The sequence below is a fragment of the Parabacteroides sp. D25 genome (assembly GCF_000307475.1).
Lineage (GTDB): Bacteria > Bacteroidota > Bacteroidia > Bacteroidales > Tannerellaceae > Parabacteroides > Parabacteroides distasonis.
On record NZ_JH976500.1, the window covers coordinates 365,268 to 381,318 of the forward strand.

The 16,051-nt window shown below is 50.2% G+C and carries 18 protein-coding genes; 11 read left to right on the forward strand and 7 right to left on the reverse strand.

The window, feature by feature from the left end; genetic code table 11:
• Positions 1-390: 390 nt before the first annotated feature.
• The 6 genes from HMPREF0999_RS01405 (at position 391) to HMPREF0999_RS01430 (ending at position 7,011) form a co-directional block, all read left to right on the forward strand.
• Positions 391-1,503 carry a transcription termination/antitermination protein NusG gene (locus tag HMPREF0999_RS01405; protein WP_009274981.1) on the forward strand — a complete coding sequence of 371 codons (1,113 nt, stop codon included), beginning with the start codon at positions 391-393 and terminating at the stop codon, positions 1,501-1,503.
• 5 nt (positions 1,504-1,508) lie between these two features.
• Complete coding sequence (locus HMPREF0999_RS01410) at positions 1,509-1,913, forward strand: hypothetical protein (protein ID WP_005857929.1); 405 nt, start codon at positions 1,509-1,511, stop codon at positions 1,911-1,913.
• Between the two features lie 173 nt (positions 1,914-2,086).
• On the forward strand, positions 2,087-2,515 hold the full coding sequence (locus HMPREF0999_RS01415) for a BT0820 family HAD-type phosphatase (RefSeq protein WP_005857927.1): 429 nt from the start codon (positions 2,087-2,089) through the stop codon (positions 2,513-2,515).
• A gap of 47 nt (positions 2,516-2,562) precedes the next feature.
• The gene (locus tag HMPREF0999_RS01420) at positions 2,563-3,360 is read left to right on the forward strand and encodes a polysaccharide biosynthesis/export family protein (protein WP_009274982.1); all 798 of its coding nucleotides are present in this window, start codon (positions 2,563-2,565) and stop codon (positions 3,358-3,360) included.
• A gap of 37 nt (positions 3,361-3,397) precedes the next feature.
• Positions 3,398-5,857: a GumC family protein gene (locus HMPREF0999_RS01425; protein WP_009274983.1), complete on the forward strand. Its 2,460-nt coding sequence runs from the start codon at positions 3,398-3,400 to the stop codon at positions 5,855-5,857.
• 14 nt (positions 5,858-5,871) lie between these two features.
• Positions 5,872-7,011, forward strand: coding sequence for an MraY family glycosyltransferase (locus HMPREF0999_RS01430; protein WP_005857920.1), 1,140 nt, complete (start codon positions 5,872-5,874; stop codon positions 7,009-7,011).
• A gap of 49 nt (positions 7,012-7,060) precedes the next feature.
• Here the strand turns inward: HMPREF0999_RS01430 and HMPREF0999_RS01435 are convergent, their stop codons facing one another.
• Together HMPREF0999_RS01435 and HMPREF0999_RS23290 are read right to left on the reverse strand one after the other, a co-directional pair.
• Positions 7,061-7,507 carry an N-acetylmuramoyl-L-alanine amidase gene (locus HMPREF0999_RS01435; RefSeq protein ID WP_008778430.1) on the reverse strand — a complete coding sequence of 149 codons (447 nt, stop codon included), beginning with the start codon at positions 7,505-7,507 and terminating at the stop codon, positions 7,061-7,063.
• An 18-nt stretch (positions 7,508-7,525) separates the two neighbouring features.
• Positions 7,526-7,621: a smalltalk protein gene (locus HMPREF0999_RS23290; RefSeq protein ID WP_005855736.1), complete on the reverse strand. Its 96-nt coding sequence runs from the start codon at positions 7,619-7,621 to the stop codon at positions 7,526-7,528.
• 26 nt (positions 7,622-7,647) lie between these two features.
• Between HMPREF0999_RS23290 and HMPREF0999_RS23115 the strand changes: the two genes are divergently transcribed.
• Positions 7,648-7,770 (forward strand): hypothetical protein, encoded by a 123-nt coding sequence (locus HMPREF0999_RS23115; RefSeq protein ID WP_009274984.1) that lies wholly within the window; start codon positions 7,648-7,650, stop codon positions 7,768-7,770.
• Positions 7,771-7,873: 103 nt separating this feature from the next.
• Here HMPREF0999_RS23115 and HMPREF0999_RS01440 read toward each other — a convergent pair whose 3' ends face one another.
• The 5 genes from HMPREF0999_RS01440 to HMPREF0999_RS22395 form a co-directional block, all read right to left on the reverse strand.
• Positions 7,874-8,341: an HU family DNA-binding protein gene (locus HMPREF0999_RS01440; RefSeq protein WP_005857915.1), complete on the reverse strand. Its 468-nt coding sequence runs from the start codon at positions 8,339-8,341 to the stop codon at positions 7,874-7,876.
• Positions 8,342-8,646: 305 nt separating this feature from the next.
• Positions 8,647-8,853, reverse strand: coding sequence for a DUF4248 domain-containing protein (locus tag HMPREF0999_RS01445; protein ID WP_005857913.1), 207 nt, complete (start codon positions 8,851-8,853; stop codon positions 8,647-8,649).
• A 118-nt stretch (positions 8,854-8,971) separates the two neighbouring features.
• Complete coding sequence (locus HMPREF0999_RS01450) at positions 8,972-10,777, reverse strand: DUF3987 domain-containing protein (RefSeq protein ID WP_009274985.1); 1,806 nt, start codon at positions 10,775-10,777, stop codon at positions 8,972-8,974.
• Positions 10,778-10,838: 61 nt separating this feature from the next.
• Complete coding sequence (locus HMPREF0999_RS01455; protein WP_005863156.1) at positions 10,839-11,408, reverse strand: BT4734/BF3469 family protein; 570 nt, start codon at positions 11,406-11,408, stop codon at positions 10,839-10,841.
• Between the two features lie 28 nt (positions 11,409-11,436).
• The gene (locus tag HMPREF0999_RS22395; protein ID WP_154396230.1) at positions 11,437-11,574 is read right to left on the reverse strand and encodes a hypothetical protein; all 138 of its coding nucleotides are present in this window, start codon (positions 11,572-11,574) and stop codon (positions 11,437-11,439) included.
• Between the two features lie 17 nt (positions 11,575-11,591).
• Here HMPREF0999_RS22395 and HMPREF0999_RS01460 point away from each other — a divergent pair, with 17 nt between their 5' ends.
• From HMPREF0999_RS01460 to HMPREF0999_RS01475, 4 genes are all read left to right on the forward strand, one after another.
• Positions 11,592-12,089 carry a hypothetical protein gene (locus HMPREF0999_RS01460; protein WP_009274986.1) on the forward strand — a complete coding sequence of 166 codons (498 nt, stop codon included), beginning with the start codon at positions 11,592-11,594 and terminating at the stop codon, positions 12,087-12,089.
• A 162-nt stretch (positions 12,090-12,251) separates the two neighbouring features.
• Positions 12,252-13,775, forward strand: coding sequence for a lipopolysaccharide biosynthesis protein (locus tag HMPREF0999_RS01465; protein ID WP_029257230.1), 1,524 nt, complete (start codon positions 12,252-12,254; stop codon positions 13,773-13,775).
• A gap of 6 nt (positions 13,776-13,781) precedes the next feature.
• The gene (locus HMPREF0999_RS01470) at positions 13,782-14,963 is read left to right on the forward strand and encodes a Coenzyme F420 hydrogenase/dehydrogenase, beta subunit C-terminal domain (RefSeq protein WP_009274988.1); all 1,182 of its coding nucleotides are present in this window, start codon (positions 13,782-13,784) and stop codon (positions 14,961-14,963) included.
• 5 nt (positions 14,964-14,968) lie between these two features.
• The gene (locus HMPREF0999_RS01475) at positions 14,969-16,051 is read left to right on the forward strand and encodes a polysaccharide pyruvyl transferase family protein (RefSeq protein ID WP_009274989.1); all 1,083 of its coding nucleotides are present in this window, start codon (positions 14,969-14,971) and stop codon (positions 16,049-16,051) included.

Sequence of the window (16,051 nt, forward strand, 5' to 3'; positions counted from 1 at the left end):
TATCCTAGACGTATAGACATGGTGATGCGGGTGAAATGACCTCTTGTTCCCGGTATCATTCCACCATGCCTTATAACCTGTGTGTATTCCTGTAGAGACGGGGCATGCCCCGTCTCATCCCCTCCAAATGGTAACTTAAAGATACTATCAGACAGTGGGAGACGGGGCACGCCCCGTCTCTACAACCGGGTGATAACCGTTCTCGCACCTTTTAGGCTACTCCCCAAGTAGCCTAAGATTTCAAGAGATGGTAATTTTCAGTAATGCCACATTTAAAAATATAAAGTACTGTTTATCAAGATAATATAAAAGATTCTTGGTAGGGCTCTGAATTGCCGTGGGGTCTGTTTTCGGGCCACGGGATAACCACTGGAAAAGATAATCATAGAGATGGATATATTGACAGGCAAGTGCTCGGATAGGTTCATGGCGCATGTTCTGAAGCGACGTGACCAGGAGGCCGTCCGCTGGTACGTGCTCACGCTCCCTACCGCCGGTGGCGGGCGTGACAGGATCAGTCCCTCGAAGGGGCTGGACGCTGAGCTTTCCCGCCGTGAGCGTCGTGGTGAGGCCTTGTTCGAGTATTTCTCCCCCTCGTATGTCGAGGCGAGGAAGGTGGGCGGCAAGATGGTCAACACGAGGCAACCCCTGTTGTACAACTACGTGTTCGTCCACGCCTCGGAGGACGAGATCTTCCGCCTGAAGCGTACGCTTCCCCTGTATAATTTCCTCCCCCGGGTTTCCTCCGGCGGGCGGTCCTATTTCCCGTACCTCTCGGATCGTGAGATGGATACCTTGCGTTGGGTCGCGGCTTCTTACTCCAACGAGCTTCCGGTGTACGTGCCAGATAGCGGCCGCTTGTTGAAAGGCGACCGTGTGCGTATCACCTCCGGCCCTTTTTCCAATATGGAGGCGGAGGTGGTGGTGCAGCCGGGCGGTGGGCATAAGGACGTGATGGTGCGTATCCTCGACTGTCTGTGGGTCCCCTTGTTCGAGGTGAGAGCGGGGGAGTACGAGTTGATCGAGCTGAACACGGGGGGCAAGCACGTGTATACCCATTTGGACAACGACCGTCTGTCGGAGGGCTTGCACGGGGCCTTGGGCCGTTACCACGCCTCTGGCGTGGTAGTGGATGAGGATGCCCGTCTGGCCCGTGAGGTCCTGCGTGGCTACGCCTCTCTCCGTGGTGAGACCGACGTGATCCGTTGCAAGCTTTACTCTTTGCTCCTTCCTGCCTATCTGCTTTTGGGCGAGTCGGATGAGTTCGATCGTTTGCATGCCACGATGCGCAGCATGCTCCCGGTGATAAAAGCGGGGCAATCCCGTGCCTTGTTGCTGGTCACGCTGTACGGCTGTACGGATAGCAGCCTCTACCAGCGCATGGCGCACGAGCTGGTTGGCCCTTGGATGGAGGAGGCCTCGCCCAAGAGGAGCAAGTCCGTGTTGATACGTCGTTTACGGGATTACGACCGCTGGTTCGGGCACGGGAACGGCGATGAATAAAAGATATGAGAGAAGAGAGAGAGACATGCGGCGTCCCTTCGGGCATCCGGCTGATGAACCTGTTGCGTGAGCGTTTGACAGAGATCATGGATCGTGAGCGTGCGAACCGAAACTCAATACACCTGTATTGCACGGGTCCCTACTGGGTAGCGTTCGAGCGTTCGGCCTACCAGCTGCATCGTGCGTTCCCGGATAGCGAGACCACTCCGTTGCGCCTGTTCGCCTACCCGTTCCCGATCGTGATGGTGTCCGTTACGGATCGCTCGCTCCGCTCATATACTCGCAAGCATATCTTGAGAAGAGACGGGTCGGATTACAAGCTATTGACCGTCCCCGGGTTTCCCTTGGCGGACTACCGTGAATGGCACGCCGGCGAGGTGGAGGGATTGCCCCGGTTAAGCGAGAATTAGATAAGGGCAGAAAAGAAACGGTCGGATCCCCCGGATGGCAATGGCCGTCTCTAGCGGCTAGGAGACCCCTTGGCTTTGGCCGATAGGCTGACCCCGCTTTAACATATACCACTCCGGCCGTCCGGTGGTCCGGCCCTTTTATAATTGAGAATTGAAAATTGAGAATTAAAGAGATGATAATAGCGGTAGATTTCGACGGTACGATCGTCGAGCACAAGTATCCGGCGATCGGGCGTGAGCTTCCTTTCGCCATCGAGACGTTGAGGAAATTGCAATCGGATCGGCATAAGCTGATCCTTTGGACGGTCCGTGAGGGCGGGCTCTTGGAGGAGGCGCTGTCCTTCTGCCGTGAGCGTGGCTTGGAGTTCTACGCGGTGAACCGTGACTACCCGGAGGAGGAGAGAGACCGGAACAACCACTTCTCCCGCAAGCTGAAGGCGGACGTTTTCATCGACGACCGCAACCTCGGCGGCCTCCCGGACTGGGGCACGATCTACGAGATGGTGACCAAGGGACTGAGCTATGAGGACTTGACACATAAATACGAGTCGGAATACGAGCCGGAGAAACCCAAAGGTTTCCTGTCCCGCCTTTTCCGTTAAGTCCGTGTCATCCGTGTTCAAGGAAATAAAAATGATAACAAGATAACATGAAGATCAAAAGACTACTGTTCCTATTCTCGCTGCCCCTTTTGCTGGCGGCGTGCACGTCCTACAAGAACGTGCCCTACCTCCAGAACCCGGAGGTGGTGAACGATTTCGGGGAGATTCTCCCGTTGTACGATGCCAAGATCATGCCGAAGGACCTGTTGAGCATCACGGTCAACACGACGGACCCTCAGGCGGCGGCCCCGTTCAACCTGACGGTGCAGACCCCGTTGAACGCGGCCCTGACGAACATCAACACGACGACGCAACCCACGTTGCAGCAATACCTCGTGAACAACTCCGGCGAGATCGACTTCCCTGTGATCGGTACGCTGAGGGTCGGCGGCTTGACGAAGAACGAGGCGGAGAGCCTGATCCGTGAGAGATTGAGGCCTTACTTGAAGGAGGCGCCCATCGTGACGGTGCGCATGGCGAACTACAAGATCTCGGTCTTGGGCGAGGTGGCCCGTCCGGGCAGCTTCACGATCGGCAACGAGAAGGTGAACGTTCTGGAGGCGTTGGCGATGGCCGGCGACATGACGATCTACGGCGTACGTGACAACGTGAAGCTGATCCGCGAGGACGAGAGCGGGAAGCGCAAGATCATCAACCTTGACCTGAACAACGCCGGAATCGTGACCTCCCCGTATTATTATTTGAAACAGAACGACATCCTTTATGTCACGCCGAACGAGACGAAGGCGAAGAACTCCGATATCGGTAACAGCACGACGTTGTGGGTGAGCTCGATCTCGATCTTGGTCTCGATCGCCGGCCTGTTGGTGAACATACTTAAATAATTGAAAATAGAGAATTGAGAATTGAAAATTTAGAGAGATGGTGGACGATGGTATAAATACAAGCAATAATAATAATAACAATAACAATCCGGAGGGGGAGGATCGTGAGATCAATCTTTACGCCGTGTTTTTCAAGTATATGGTTTATTGGCCTTGGTTCGTGGCGAGCGTGCTGGCCTGCTGCATCGGGATGTACGTCTTCCTGCGTTACCAGACGCCGGTGTATAACGTCACGTCGTCGGTGCTGATCAAGGAGGACGAGAAGAAGGGGGCAAACGCCGCCAGCGGCTTGGCTGCGATACAGGACCTTGGCATGCTCTCGATGACGAGCAACTTCGACAACGAGGTCGAGATCCTGAGGTCCCGCACGTTGATCAAGAAGGTGGTGAGTGACATGGGCCTGTATATCGACATGGAGGAGTCGAACGCCTTGGGCTTTAACCCCCCTTTATACAAGAACTCCCCCGTTAACGTGTTCATCACCCCCGAGGAGGCGGACCGTCTGGTGGCCCCCGTCGAGCTACGCATGCGCTACACGAAGGAGGGTCAGCTAACGGTGAGAGCGGAGTACAAGATTGACAAGGAGGGTGACGAGGAGACGATGGAGCAGGGCTTCGACAGGCTCCCCGCCATATTGCCCACCCCCGTAGGGGTTTTCAGTTTCACGGGCATGGATTCCATACCGGAGTTGGAGGGCGGGGAGATCGAGCTGGTGGCCCACGTCCATACGCCCACGTCCACTGCCGAGGCTTACGGCAAGGAGTTGAGCGTGACGCCCTCGTCCAAGACGACGACGATCGCCAAGGTATCCTTGAGGAACACGGTGAGGCGACGAGGCGTTGATTTCATCAATCGCTTGGTGTCGTTCTACAACCAGGACGCCAACGACGAGAAGAACGAGGTGGCGCAGAAGACGGCTGAGTTCATCGAGGAGCGCATCGGCATCATCAACGGCGAGCTGGGCACTACGGAGAGCGAGCTCGCTGCCTTCAAGCAACGCTCCGGCCTGACGAATTTGACGAGCGACGCCCAGATGGCTTTGCAGGAAAGCTCGAGGTATGAGCAACAACGTACGGAGAACGCCACGCAGATCAACTTGGTGCAGTATCTCCGCAATTATATCGACGATCCTGCGAACATGGACGAGGTGATCCCTGCCAACGTGGGCCTGCGGGATCAAAACCTCACCTCTGTCATCGACCAGTACAACACGATGATCATCGAGCGCAAGCGCCTGTTGCGCACCTCTTCGGACAGCAACCCGGCCATCATCAACATGAACGCCGGCATCGAGGCTATGCGCCGCAACGTGAGGACGACGGTGAACAGTGTCTTGAGGGGTCTCCAGATCGCCAAGGCGGACATCGACCGTCAGGCGAGCAAGTTCGAGAGCCGCATCAGCGACGCCCCGAGGCAGGAGAAGGAGTTCATGACGATCTCCCGCCAGCAGGAGATCAAGGCCACGTTGTACGTCATGCTGTTGCAGAAGCGTGAGGAGAACGCCATCACGCTGGCAGCCACGGCAAACAACGGCCGCATCATCGAGGAGCCGCTCGCCGATGAGCGTCCTGTCGCCCCGAAGAGGATGGTCTTCATGCTTGCGGCGTTGATCTTGGGCCTGGCGATCCCGGTGGGCATTGTCTACCTTCATGACCTGTTGAAATACAAGATCGAGAACCGTGAGGACGTCGAGGCGATCACGGGCGTGGCTATCTTGGCGGAGCTCCCGTTGGTCAAGAAGACGGGTGAGGGCTCGATCGTGGTGCGTGAGAACAAGAACGACCTGATGGAGGAGATGTTCCGGGGGTTGCGCACGAACCTCTTGTTCATGCTAGGCAAGGACGAGCGTGTGATCCTTTTCAGCTCCACGCAACCGGGCGAGGGCAAGTCTTTCGTCGCTGGCAACTTGGCGGTGAGCTTGGCTTACTTGGGCAAGAGGGTGGTGGTGGTCGGCATGGACATCCGCAAGCCGGGCCTGAACAAGGTGTTCAATATCTCCCGTAAGATGGAGGGCATCACGAACTACCTTAGCGACCCTGATCACGTGGAGTTGTTCGACATGGTCCAGCGATCCGATATCAGCCCTAACCTCGATATCCTCCCGGGCGGTCCTATCCCCCCGAACCCGACTGAGCTGGTCGCCCGTGACGTGCTGGAGAAGGCTATCGCCCGGTTGAAGGAACGCTACGACTATGTCATCTTGGATACAGCCCCTATCGGCATGGTTACGGACACGGCGATCATCGGCCGTGTGGCCGACATGTGCGTGTACGTCTGCCGTGCGGACGTGACACCGAAGGCCGGTTTCAGCTACATCAACGTGTTGCGGCGTGAGCGAAAGTTCCCGAAGCTCGCGACGGTGATCAACGGCTTGGACATGACGAAGCGCAAGAACAGCTACGGCTACGGTTACGGCAAGAAATACGGCTACGGCAAGGGATACGGTTATGGCTACGGCTATGGTTACGGTTTCGAGGCCGGTGACAAGAAGAAATAACTAATACGCAAATCATGCAAATAACATTACTACTACTGTCGGGCTTCCTTTTCTCCGTGCTGTTCGGGATGGTGATCATCCCGAGGATCTTGGTGATCTCCCACAAGAAACGGTTATATGATGTCCCGGATTCCCGTAAGGTACATACGACGCCGGTCCCCCGTTTGGGCGGCCTGTCGTTTTTTCCGGTGATCCTGATGTCCATGTTCCTTGTGATAGGCTTCCGCCTGTACTTTTGGGATATGGGCTCATCGAGCCTGTCGTTCAACATGCTCTATGAGTATCTCTTTCTGTTCGTGGGCATGACGTTACTCTATCTAGTGGGTGTCTGCGACGATCTAGTGGGTGTTGGCTACCGTTACAAGTTCGCCGTCCAGATCGTGTCGGCGTTATTATTGGTACTGTCCGGTAATTGGTTCGGTTCCTTGGGAGGCTTGTTCGGTGTGTACTCGGTTCCCGCTTGGGTGGGGATCCCTGTCACGGTCTTTATCGTGGTGTATATCACGAACGCTATTAACTTGATAGACGGTATCGATGGCTTGGCCTCCGGTTTGTGTAGCATCGCCCTGTCGGTCTTGAGCGTGATCTTCTTTATCCGCATGCAATATGTTTACGCCTTGTTGGCCATCTGTACGCTGGGAGTCCTCATGCCTTTTTGGTGTTACAACGTCTTTGGCAACGCAAACCGTGGCCATAAGCTTTTCATGGGCGATGCGGGTAGTCTTACGCTGGGCTACGTGATCAGTTTTCTGATCATCCATCTGTGCGTGTCGAATCAAGTCTTACCGGAGTTACCAAATCCCTATATGGTGATCGCTTTCTCCACGGTCTTGGTCCCTTTACTCGATGTGATCCGTGTGGTGCTTCATCGCCTTCGTAATCATCGTAACCCGTTCTTGCCCGATAAGAATCATTTCCATCACAAGTTGCTTCGTACGGGTATGCGTGTACGGATGGTGATGGTGACGATTCTGTGCGTATCTGTTTTTTTCATCGTATTGAATGTCTTATTGGCCATGAAGGTAAACGCCACCTACCTCTTGCTCTTGAACTTGGTTTTATGGTCTATCCTTCACTTGACGATCAACCGCTTCATAACGAGGCATCATAAAGAGCAAGAGCTGAAAGAGATAGGGGGTATTTTTACAAAGTAAGTCGTGAAACCGGACAATCTAGCGAGTGAATGACGAGCCGGTATCTATTTTATAAGACGAGATACTCCTCCCTTGCGTCAAAGCAAGGGCAAGCCTTGCGTATGTAAGGGCTTAATTGGTAATGTCCTAGGATGCGTGCCTCCGGATAGTCCCTTCGTAATTGCCGTAGCAGATCCATCAAGGTACACCGCTGGGCGTAGGTCCGGGTATCAGCTGGACGGCCTTGTTCGTCGAGTCCTCCCTCGTAACATATACCGATACTTTTGTCGTTCCATCCGGCTGCGTGCGCCCCGATCTGGTTGACCGGCCGGCAGCGGTGTAATTCCCCGTCCCGTGTGATATAGAAATGATAGCCGATATCGGCGAATCCCCGTGCCTTGTGCGATGAACGGAGCGCCTCCATAGGAAAATCCCTGTCATATCGTGTGGCCGAGCAATGAATTACAAGGAGGCTGACCTCCCTGTAATTCTGGTAGAAACAATAAACCTTACCCATGATAATTGAAATTGAAAATTAGAGAATACAGGATTGGATGCCAAGTGCTCCCGCGATGGCGGTAGCTACGGCGATGATTACTTTGATAATGGTACTCCATACGGACTTTTTCATGAATTATGAATTTTAAATTATGAATTATGAATTATGAATTAGGAATCCCGGCTGATATAAGAGGAAAGCTTGGCTTTCCTTTGGACGGCCTCAGCGGACGGGCGTCAAGCGAAGAGACCGCAGCGAGCGCCCGGAGCATCCCTGTCTGAGCGAAGCGAGTTGGGATGCGACAGCGAGCGTAGGTCTCGAAGTAGCCCGTCAGCGTCAGCCTTGACCTTTTGGTTACTTTTGGGTCAAGCCAAAAGTGACACATCAGATCTCATCAGGCGACTCAGAATCGGAACCGCCCCCTTCCTCTACCGGCGTCCCGAGTATCGTCACCTTGAGCAACGAAGTCTTCTCGCCCAGCAGCGAGTAGCGTCGTGCCCCGTTCAGTATGGTATAGGAAGGCGAGAATCCCGGCACGATAGTCCGTATATGCGTAGCCTTGACCTCGGGGGCGGTCGCTACCCCCTTCTCCGTGACGAAGCGGTTATAGACGGTTCCGAACCCTAGCAGCTCCACCTTGTAACCTTTCTGTAGGTTCTTGATGACATACCGCTGATAACGATCCAATACGTTCAATACGTCACCCTTCGTGAGCGAAGACTCCTCGGCGATCTGGTCGGCCGCATCTTGTGTGGACAGGGTACCGAAATAATAGGGAACCGGCTTGTACACCTCCTGCTTAGGATCCGTCTTGGGGATAAAAAACTTTCGTGCTTGAAATGCTTGTGGCATAGTTTGATAATTAAAGATTAATAATAGAAAATTAATTGCTTGCTGATCAATGTTACAAAGATAGGTTCCGCCGTAAGGGACGGTGATGCCGATTGATGCCCGGGGTAGGGAATAACGATTAATTAACATGGGACGCAGTGATAACCGCCGGTTTCTTACGCTGCCTATCGTAAGCCCCTTTGAATAGGCATTATAAGAAGCCTTGGATGGGCATTGTAAAGATCTTAGAATACCCATCCAAGTTGACAGTTGACTAGTGACAGTAGGCTGTTTTTATTTACCTCTGTGCGCAACTGTCAACTAATTTACGGTTCTCCTAGGTAGTGGATGATTAATCTGATCTGTCGGGGCGTGAATATACGTTGCTCGGGGCGGTAGCCCGTCTCCAGCAGCTTGTCGTGCAATTCCGTGCATCGAATGATCCAACGACGTAAGCGGTTGCAAGCTTGATGGGAGGCCAGCTCCGGGAAATAGGATGCCGCTAGTGCGGACTTTCTTAATGGCAAGAACATTTGATTTATGATTTATAGATTTGGGAGAATGAAACTTTCAAACTTTCAAACATTCGTCCCCCCCTCACACACACACGCCCGTGGGGTACGTTATATAGGGGTGTGAGGGAGGCCGGGATTACTTATGGGTGACACGGCCGCCGAAGCTGTACTCGCCCCGGCCGTTCTTCTCCAGCGTGCCTCGTTCCTGCATTCGCTTGAGACAGGTATCTAGGGTGGCGGTGGGGATGTTGTTCCTCTCTGCTTCCTCCAAGGCCTGTTGTCGGTTGAAAGAGAGTGGAAGGGCCGCGAAGAGAGCCTCTTGGGGCGTGGGCGTGCGAGAGCGTGGCACCTCGTCAGACGGAAGCAGGGTGAGTATGCCCGCCGAATGACGGTAGAGCGGCTCCACGAGCGAGAGGACAGCCTTAAAATCGTCATCATCGATACGTAACTCTAGGGAAGGAACGATACCGTCTCGTACGTTCTCCTCCGGGATCTCGGGGGCAGGCGAGAGGCCGGGACAATTGAGGATTGAAAACTGAGAATCGAGAATGGCTTGTGGGATGAGGAGATTCTCCACCGATCGTAGGAAGGCCACCACGGAAGCGATCCGGCAGATATTGATAGCGATCCGGGCCACGGAGCTTCGCATCGGATATCCGTAGGAAAGGCCGGCGTGCCCGAATATGCGTGCGAAGCAGCTGTTGAATCGCTCCTTTTGCGTGTCGGAGAGATGGAATTGTATGATATTGACCCTCTCACGCAGGTAGTCCACGAGCATTTTCCACTGCTTCCCCCAATCGGAGAAGAGGCTATCCATGTCCTCGTCGCCCTGCTCGAACTGATCCGCCCACTCGTCGATGGGTGGCATCCGGTAGAACAATTGGCGTGAGAACAACCCGTTCTCGGCCGAGGGAATGAGTGGCCGTACCTGCGCCGGGGTCCCGCTTAACAAGACACTGAGGTAAGAGGCCGGGCACTCCCGGTATTCCCGGTTCGTGCGTCGGTTGAAAGCCAGTCGCTCGTGGTCGTGGCATTTACGCAAGGTATCGCTCCAGTGCCCGTGCTCGGTGCCGATGGCCGTGCTCACGGTATCGGCCTCGGTCTCGCAGATCAGCCCTATGCCGTCGGCCTCGATGAGGTTCTCCAGCACGCCGGTGCCGGAATTGTTACCGGCGATAAGGAACATCTTGAGGGGAGGCATCTCGGGCTCCGGCGTATCGGATTTTTTCTTGCCCAGCGAGTCCCAACGGCTCTTCTCCTCCCGGTAAGCTTTATGCCTCTGCCGGTAGTTCGCCATCATCGCCTCATGTATCGGCTCGGCAAGCCGGCGTGTCCAAGCGAGGGCTCCCTTTCCCGAGGCGGGAGGGGCGACGATGAACGTTTGCAGGCAAGGGTAGTAGAATTTTCGCCCGTACGATATCCGGATCGATTTGTTGAGTGTCGCTCCCAACACGGTGATACCTCCCAGCAGGAGGATATCCTTTTGGGCGGGGGTATCGCCCCGGTCGATCATCCGTTTGAGGAAAGCGGGCCAAGGATACTCCGGAAAGGCGGGCGGGACATTTTTCACGGACTGTTCCTCGTGCGTACACGTGTGCGTGTGTGAAGGAGGCGTGAATGTTTGAAAGTTTGAAAGTTTCCCGGCCTCGGCCATGGATTTGTCCAGTTTCACGCCGGCTAGGTCCGCCAAGTGGAATACGGATCCCAAGCCATTCCGTCCATTGCCTCCTTTGAGGGCATGGTCGTATAGCTTATCCGCCTCGGTAGAGACATATTTCTCCGACATCCGGCAGATACGATGAAAGAATGTCCGGCCGGCCTCTCCGCAATCGTTGGCGATGGCGAAGGCGATCGGCATATACTCTTGATAGGTGGGAGCGATGTTCGCCCCCTGTTTCTCGATGGCGGCAACGAGCCGCTCCAGATCTGATAATGGGTTCATGATGAATGAATAATGAATGGTGAATAATGATTTATAACTACCAACTGTCACTTGTCCTCTGTCAACAATTCCGGTCTCCTAGCCTCGCTGAGGGATCGTGGCAAAGGAAGCAAGCCCGTGAGAGGTCTGCGTTCGTGGCATCAGCTTTCAGCCCGTATTTCCACTCAAGGTATTCCCAAGCGAATCGTACCGCCTCGTCGAAAGACTCCTCTACGGTTTTCTTGATCGACAGGCGATAGGGTACGAGGAGCTTGATTCCCGTGGTACTGGGACTCACGAAGGAGAGATCGGGGCGTAGCCGCTCATCGGCGAAGAGCGTGTCCCTCCAACAGATCGCCTCTTCGGGTGAGGAGAGGTGATCGATGTCGATGACGAACTCGCCCGAGGGCACGAGCAAGTGATCTTCCTTGCGGTAGGAGAAGATACCGGCGGGCGTGACATAGGGTAGCAAACTCTGTTTCAGCCGCCTGAACCGTTTCTCGTCGCTCGATGCGGCACGTACCTGATCGGTACGCTCACGCAGCCACTCGCTGGTGGTGATATAGGCGTACAATTGACTGACACAGACGACCCCGTTCGGTACTTGATTGGTGATGGGGGCGTTGAAAAAGGAAAAGATAGACTCTTTCATGATCGGATAAAATAAATTGATTATTCGGTTACTGCCGGTAAAGGAACGCGTTCCTGCCCGTTCCCGGAATAGCGATGGACGGGACGGGTACGGAAACGGACGTATGGTGGATGAAATGAGGATAGAAATAAATATCCCCCGTGAAAAGGGTGATTATTGTTAACACTTAAATTAAAAACGGATATGACAGAAAATCAAGAGCGGGCGGAACAGGCACGTTCTGCCTTTACGGTCAATGGAGGTAACGTGCAGATCCTGCCCAATGCCACCATCGCTATCCAGAACATCCATTGGGGTGACGGGACGGTGACACGGACGGAACGTTGGATTACGCCCGCGGAATCGGGACTTCATGAGTCTCCGTCTCCTCCGATAAACTCTCCTGCCCCTCCAGTGACGGCTGAACCCTCCTCGTTGGCCTTGTTCATCCCGGACGAGGCGACCCGTCTTGTCTACGAGGCCCGCCTATGCGCCTGCCCGGACACGGTCACCCTTTGCCAGACGGTATTGACAGACCTTTACAACGAGATCCTAGCCGACTACTCGTCTCCCCTCAAGCTGGTCAAGAGCCGTGCCTTCATCAGCGCCCTCTTGCCTCACCTCACGTTCGTGAACGGGGCGAATGTACCGAGCATTCGATATGGGATCAGGAAGTATGTGCTGGGGGAAGGGATGAGATAAATGAGAGATCCTAGAAACTCTGCTATTTGTATTATGCTGAATGATTTGTCCCAGTGATCTATCTCTATAAATATCGCTTGAGCTCATTTTAAATCTAAATATTCGATGTGTTTGTCCCGCTGGTGTATCGGCGGGGTAAGCGTGTCTTATGTGCTCATTTTTATGTCAGCTACGTCAGAGAATAATAAGCGGATAGCGAAAAACACGCTATTCCTCTACATGCGAATGCTCCTAATCATGGGGGTGACGCTGTACACCAGCCGGGTCGTGCTACAAGTATTGGGGGTAGAGGATTTCGGGATTTATAATGTGGTGGGGGGAATAGTGGTACTCTTCACATTTGTCAATAACGCCATGGTCACCTCCACGCAACGGTTCTTGAATTATGAGTTGGGGCATGGAGATTCGGAGGCGGTACGGCGAGTGTTCTCAGCTAGTGTCACGATCCATCTGGGTATAGCGTTGTTGACGTTCGTACTGGCGGAGACCGTGGGATTGTGGTTTTTGGAGCATTATATCCAGTATCCTTCGGACAGGGAATGGGCGGTGACACTAACGTATCAGTTTACGATATTATCCACCTGCATCAATGTCGTTCGTACCCCTTATAACGCTGCCATCATCGCTCATGAGCGGATGTCGTTTTATGCTTATAGTAGCGTGATTGAGGCCGTGCTTCGCCTTTTGATTGTCTATTTGCTAGCTTTGGCATCTTGGGATCGTTTGATCTTTTATGCGTTCTTGATGTTTGTCGTGCTGGTTTTGATAACGGTTTGCTATTATTTGTATTGTAGGCGGTCGTTTGCCGTATGCCTTTATCGGTTCTTTTGGGACAAAGGCTTGTATCGTTCGTTGTTGGGGTTCTCCGGTTGGAGCCTGTTCGGGGGAGTGGCCAATATGGGAGCTTCGCAGGGATTGAATATCTTACTGAATCTCTTTTTTGGTGTGACGGTAAATGCCGCTATGGGCATTGCTAATCAAGTACAATCGGCGGTTTATAGCTTCGTTGGAAATTTCCAGACGGCTTTTAATCCGCAAATTGTTAAGTCTTACGCCTCGGGCGATCGAGGCTATTTCATCGACTTGATCATGCGAACTTCCAAGTATTCTTATTATTTGCTTTATGTAATCTCACTGCCTTTATATCTCTGCTGTGAGGAGGTGTTGGCCTTGTGGCTAGGTGAGGTGCCTACATATACAGTCTCCTTTTGTCGGTGGATGATTCTCTTCTCTCTATTAGATGCCATTCAGGGACCGCTTTGGATCTCTGTACAGGCTACTGGAAATATCCGCAATTATCAAATCCTGATGGGCATAATGATCTTATCAAACGTACCCATAAGCTATTTGTTTTTTAGACTAGGTTATGTTCCTGAGGTGGCGTTGGGCATAAAGGTGGTAATGAATGTTTTGATATATATAGTAAGGCTATTATATTTGAAATATCTATTTAGTTTTCCTACAAATTCTTATTTGCGAAAAGTTGTTTTTAGAAGTATTATTGTGACAGCCATTTCTTATGAGCTTGTTTGTTTTTCTTCTTTAAATATTTCATTTCCAATTATTAAGATTGTTAGTTCCATTATCTCATCTTTGTTAAGCGTAGGAGTACTCTTTTACTTTATAGGCTTAGATAGGAGTGAACGTAGAATGGTGGCTCTTACTTTAGAAAGATTAAAAAAATAAAAGTTTATGATAAAACTGTGTGATAAAAAAGATTGTACAGGTTGTAGCTCTTGCTATAATGTTTGCGTTCACCAGGCGCTGTCTATGCAACCGGATAAAGAAGGATTTTTGTATCCTGTGATAGATGTGGATAAATGTAAAGAGTGTAGTTTGTGTGAAAAAGCATGTCCTGTCTTGAATGAGGATAAACTGTATGATAATGATCCAGCTCCTTCTACATATGCTTTATGTGCTGAGGATTCTATTTGTCAACGCAGTTCTTCTGGAGGTGCTTTCTCTTTATTGGCTATGCTGTTTATAAATAGAGGTGGTGTTGTTTTTGGTGCGGCTATTAATTCTAATAACGAAGTATATCATACTAGTATCACGTCTATAGATGAGTTAGATAAATTGCGAGGATCAAAATATGTTCAAAGTACCCTTGGTTATTCATATCGTGAGGTACGAGAGATCTTACAGAAAGGTCGTTTAGTCTTGTTTACCGGTACCCCATGTCAAATAGCAGGCCTTAAACGTTTTTTAAGGAAACCATACCCTAATCTGTTTTTAGTAGATATATTTTGTCATGGGGTTCCCTCGCCTTTATTTTTACATAAAACATCAAGTATACTGAGCGATAGGGGATATGATGTGACGAAATCTCTCATCTTTAGGGATACAAAAACATGGAAGTGTCAACAAAGCTATGGTAATCATGTTGTTAAATATAATAGCCCGGATGATATATATCTTCAATCCTTTTTAAAAGGATTAAACTTTAGAGAATCTTGCTATCGGTGTCCATTTGCGGCTTTACCTAGGCAAGGAGATATTTCAATTGGAGATTTTTGGGGTATAGGTAGGTGGAAGTTGTTTGGCCATGATACAACTCATGGAGTATCATGTATTTTAATCAATAATTCTAAAGGGATAGAATTATGGCAAGATATACAAAAAGAGGCATATTGTGAGGCTCGAAGTTTGAAAGAGGCTAAATTGGCTAATCCTAATATATTTAGAGCTAGCAGACGTCCAAATCTTAGGGATACGTTTTATGAGGATTTTGATAATATGCATTTGGATGACTTTTTAAGAAAATACAAAGTGTTTCATAAGCCTTTTTCCGTTAGAAATTATGTTTCTAAATGGATTGATGTTTTTCATCTTAGATCAGCTTTTAATAAATTGAAAATGCTAATATATAAATAAGTAGTATGGCAAAGATAGTTATAGCTACAATTCTTGATAATATAAATACGGGTACTTTTTTGCAAGCATTGGCGTTAGGTGTATGTGTAAGAAAATTGGGACATAATCCTGTACTTGTTAATTATAGCCGTCCTCATTTAAGATTTGTATACCTGGTAAAGAATGTTTTTAGGAATCAGTCGAAATCATTTTTTCGAAAAGGGCTTTCTATTATTAATATTAGTTTGGAGCAAATTTTAAGAATGAGGTTGAAGCACATAGTCCGTAAGGTAATTCCGATGTGTAGTTTAAACACCTTATCTAAAATAGATGATAGAAATACTATTTATATGACAGGAAGTGATCAAGTATGGAATAATGAGTACAATAGGGGGATAGATCCAGTATTTTATTTAGATTTTGCTCCTCAACACGCAAAAAAAATTGCTTATGCGGCAAGTATCGGACAAAATAGTTTGTCTGATATAGAAAAAGAATCTATGCGTAGTGCTTTGAAATGCTATGCTTGTTTGACTGTAAGGGAAGATTTAGCTAAAGCTCAGTTGACCGAATTAGGGTATGACTCTACTCAAGTTCTAGATCCTACGCTCCTTTTATCCAAAGAGGAATGGCTTTCTGTGTTCAAGAAATCTTCATTTATAAAAGTAGAGCCTTTTTTATTGGTGTATTCGGTCGAATGGAACAATGATGATCTAATTATGAAATTGGCTAAAGATATAGCATCGTTGAGAGGCTTGAAGATATATGTGTATTCTACCAGTTGGAATGTTAAAAGTGTAAAATGTGATAAGCGTTTTGTATTTGGAACGCCTGATTTGTTTATTTCTCTATTTAGTAAGGCTGACTACGTGATTGTAAGTTCTTTTCATGGAACAGCTTTTTCTATTAATTTTAATAAGCAATTTTTAGCGGTTTTACCTGATAAGTATTCCAGTCGAAGTGTCTCTATATTGAATAAATTTAATCTTTCGAGAAGAATGTATAATGGTGAAACTGCCATAAATGATATAGATTATACGCCTGTAAATGCTATTTTGAGTACAGAGAGAAATAAATCAATGTCTATACTTGCTAAGATGGTAAATTAA

Bases quoted from the DNA above. Each gene is read 5' to 3' on its own strand.
- HMPREF0999_RS01470 (WP_009274988.1), top strand. From the start codon at position 13,782: ATGATAAAACTGTGTGATAAAAAAGATTGTACAGGTTGTAGCTCTTGC.
- HMPREF0999_RS01415 (WP_005857927.1), top strand. From the start codon at position 2,087: ATGATAATAGCGGTAGATTTCGACGGTACGATCGTCGAGCACAAGTAT.
- HMPREF0999_RS01440 (WP_005857915.1), bottom strand. From the start codon at position 8,341: ATGCCACAAGCATTTCAAGCACGAAAGTTTTTTATCCCCAAGACGGAT.
- HMPREF0999_RS23290 (WP_005855736.1), bottom strand. From the start codon at position 7,621: ATGAAAAAGTCCGTATGGAGTACCATTATCAAAGTAATCATCGCCGTA.
- HMPREF0999_RS01445 (WP_005857913.1), bottom strand. From the start codon at position 8,853: ATGTTCTTGCCATTAAGAAAGTCCGCACTAGCGGCATCCTATTTCCCG.
- HMPREF0999_RS01460 (WP_009274986.1), top strand. From the start codon at position 11,592: ATGACAGAAAATCAAGAGCGGGCGGAACAGGCACGTTCTGCCTTTACG.
- HMPREF0999_RS01405 (WP_009274981.1), top strand. From the start codon at position 391: ATGGATATATTGACAGGCAAGTGCTCGGATAGGTTCATGGCGCATGTT.
- HMPREF0999_RS01425 (WP_009274983.1), top strand. From the start codon at position 3,398: ATGGTGGACGATGGTATAAATACAAGCAATAATAATAATAACAATAAC.
- HMPREF0999_RS01435 (WP_008778430.1), bottom strand. From the start codon at position 7,507: ATGGGTAAGGTTTATTGTTTCTACCAGAATTACAGGGAGGTCAGCCTC.
- HMPREF0999_RS01465 (WP_029257230.1), top strand. From the start codon at position 12,252: ATGTCAGCTACGTCAGAGAATAATAAGCGGATAGCGAAAAACACGCTA.
- HMPREF0999_RS23115 (WP_009274984.1), top strand. From the start codon at position 7,648: ATGAATTATGAATTAGGAATCCCGGCTGATATAAGAGGAAAGCTTGGC.
- HMPREF0999_RS01420 (WP_009274982.1), top strand. From the start codon at position 2,563: ATGAAGATCAAAAGACTACTGTTCCTATTCTCGCTGCCCCTTTTGCTG.
- HMPREF0999_RS01475 (WP_009274989.1), top strand. From the start codon at position 14,969: ATGGCAAAGATAGTTATAGCTACAATTCTTGATAATATAAATACGGGT.
- HMPREF0999_RS01410 (WP_005857929.1), top strand. From the start codon at position 1,509: ATGAGAGAAGAGAGAGAGACATGCGGCGTCCCTTCGGGCATCCGGCTG.
- HMPREF0999_RS01450 (WP_009274985.1), bottom strand. From the start codon at position 10,777: ATGAACCCATTATCAGATCTGGAGCGGCTCGTTGCCGCCATCGAGAAA.
- HMPREF0999_RS01430 (WP_005857920.1), top strand. From the start codon at position 5,872: ATGCAAATAACATTACTACTACTGTCGGGCTTCCTTTTCTCCGTGCTG.
- HMPREF0999_RS01455 (WP_005863156.1), bottom strand. From the start codon at position 11,408: ATGAAAGAGTCTATCTTTTCCTTTTTCAACGCCCCCATCACCAATCAA.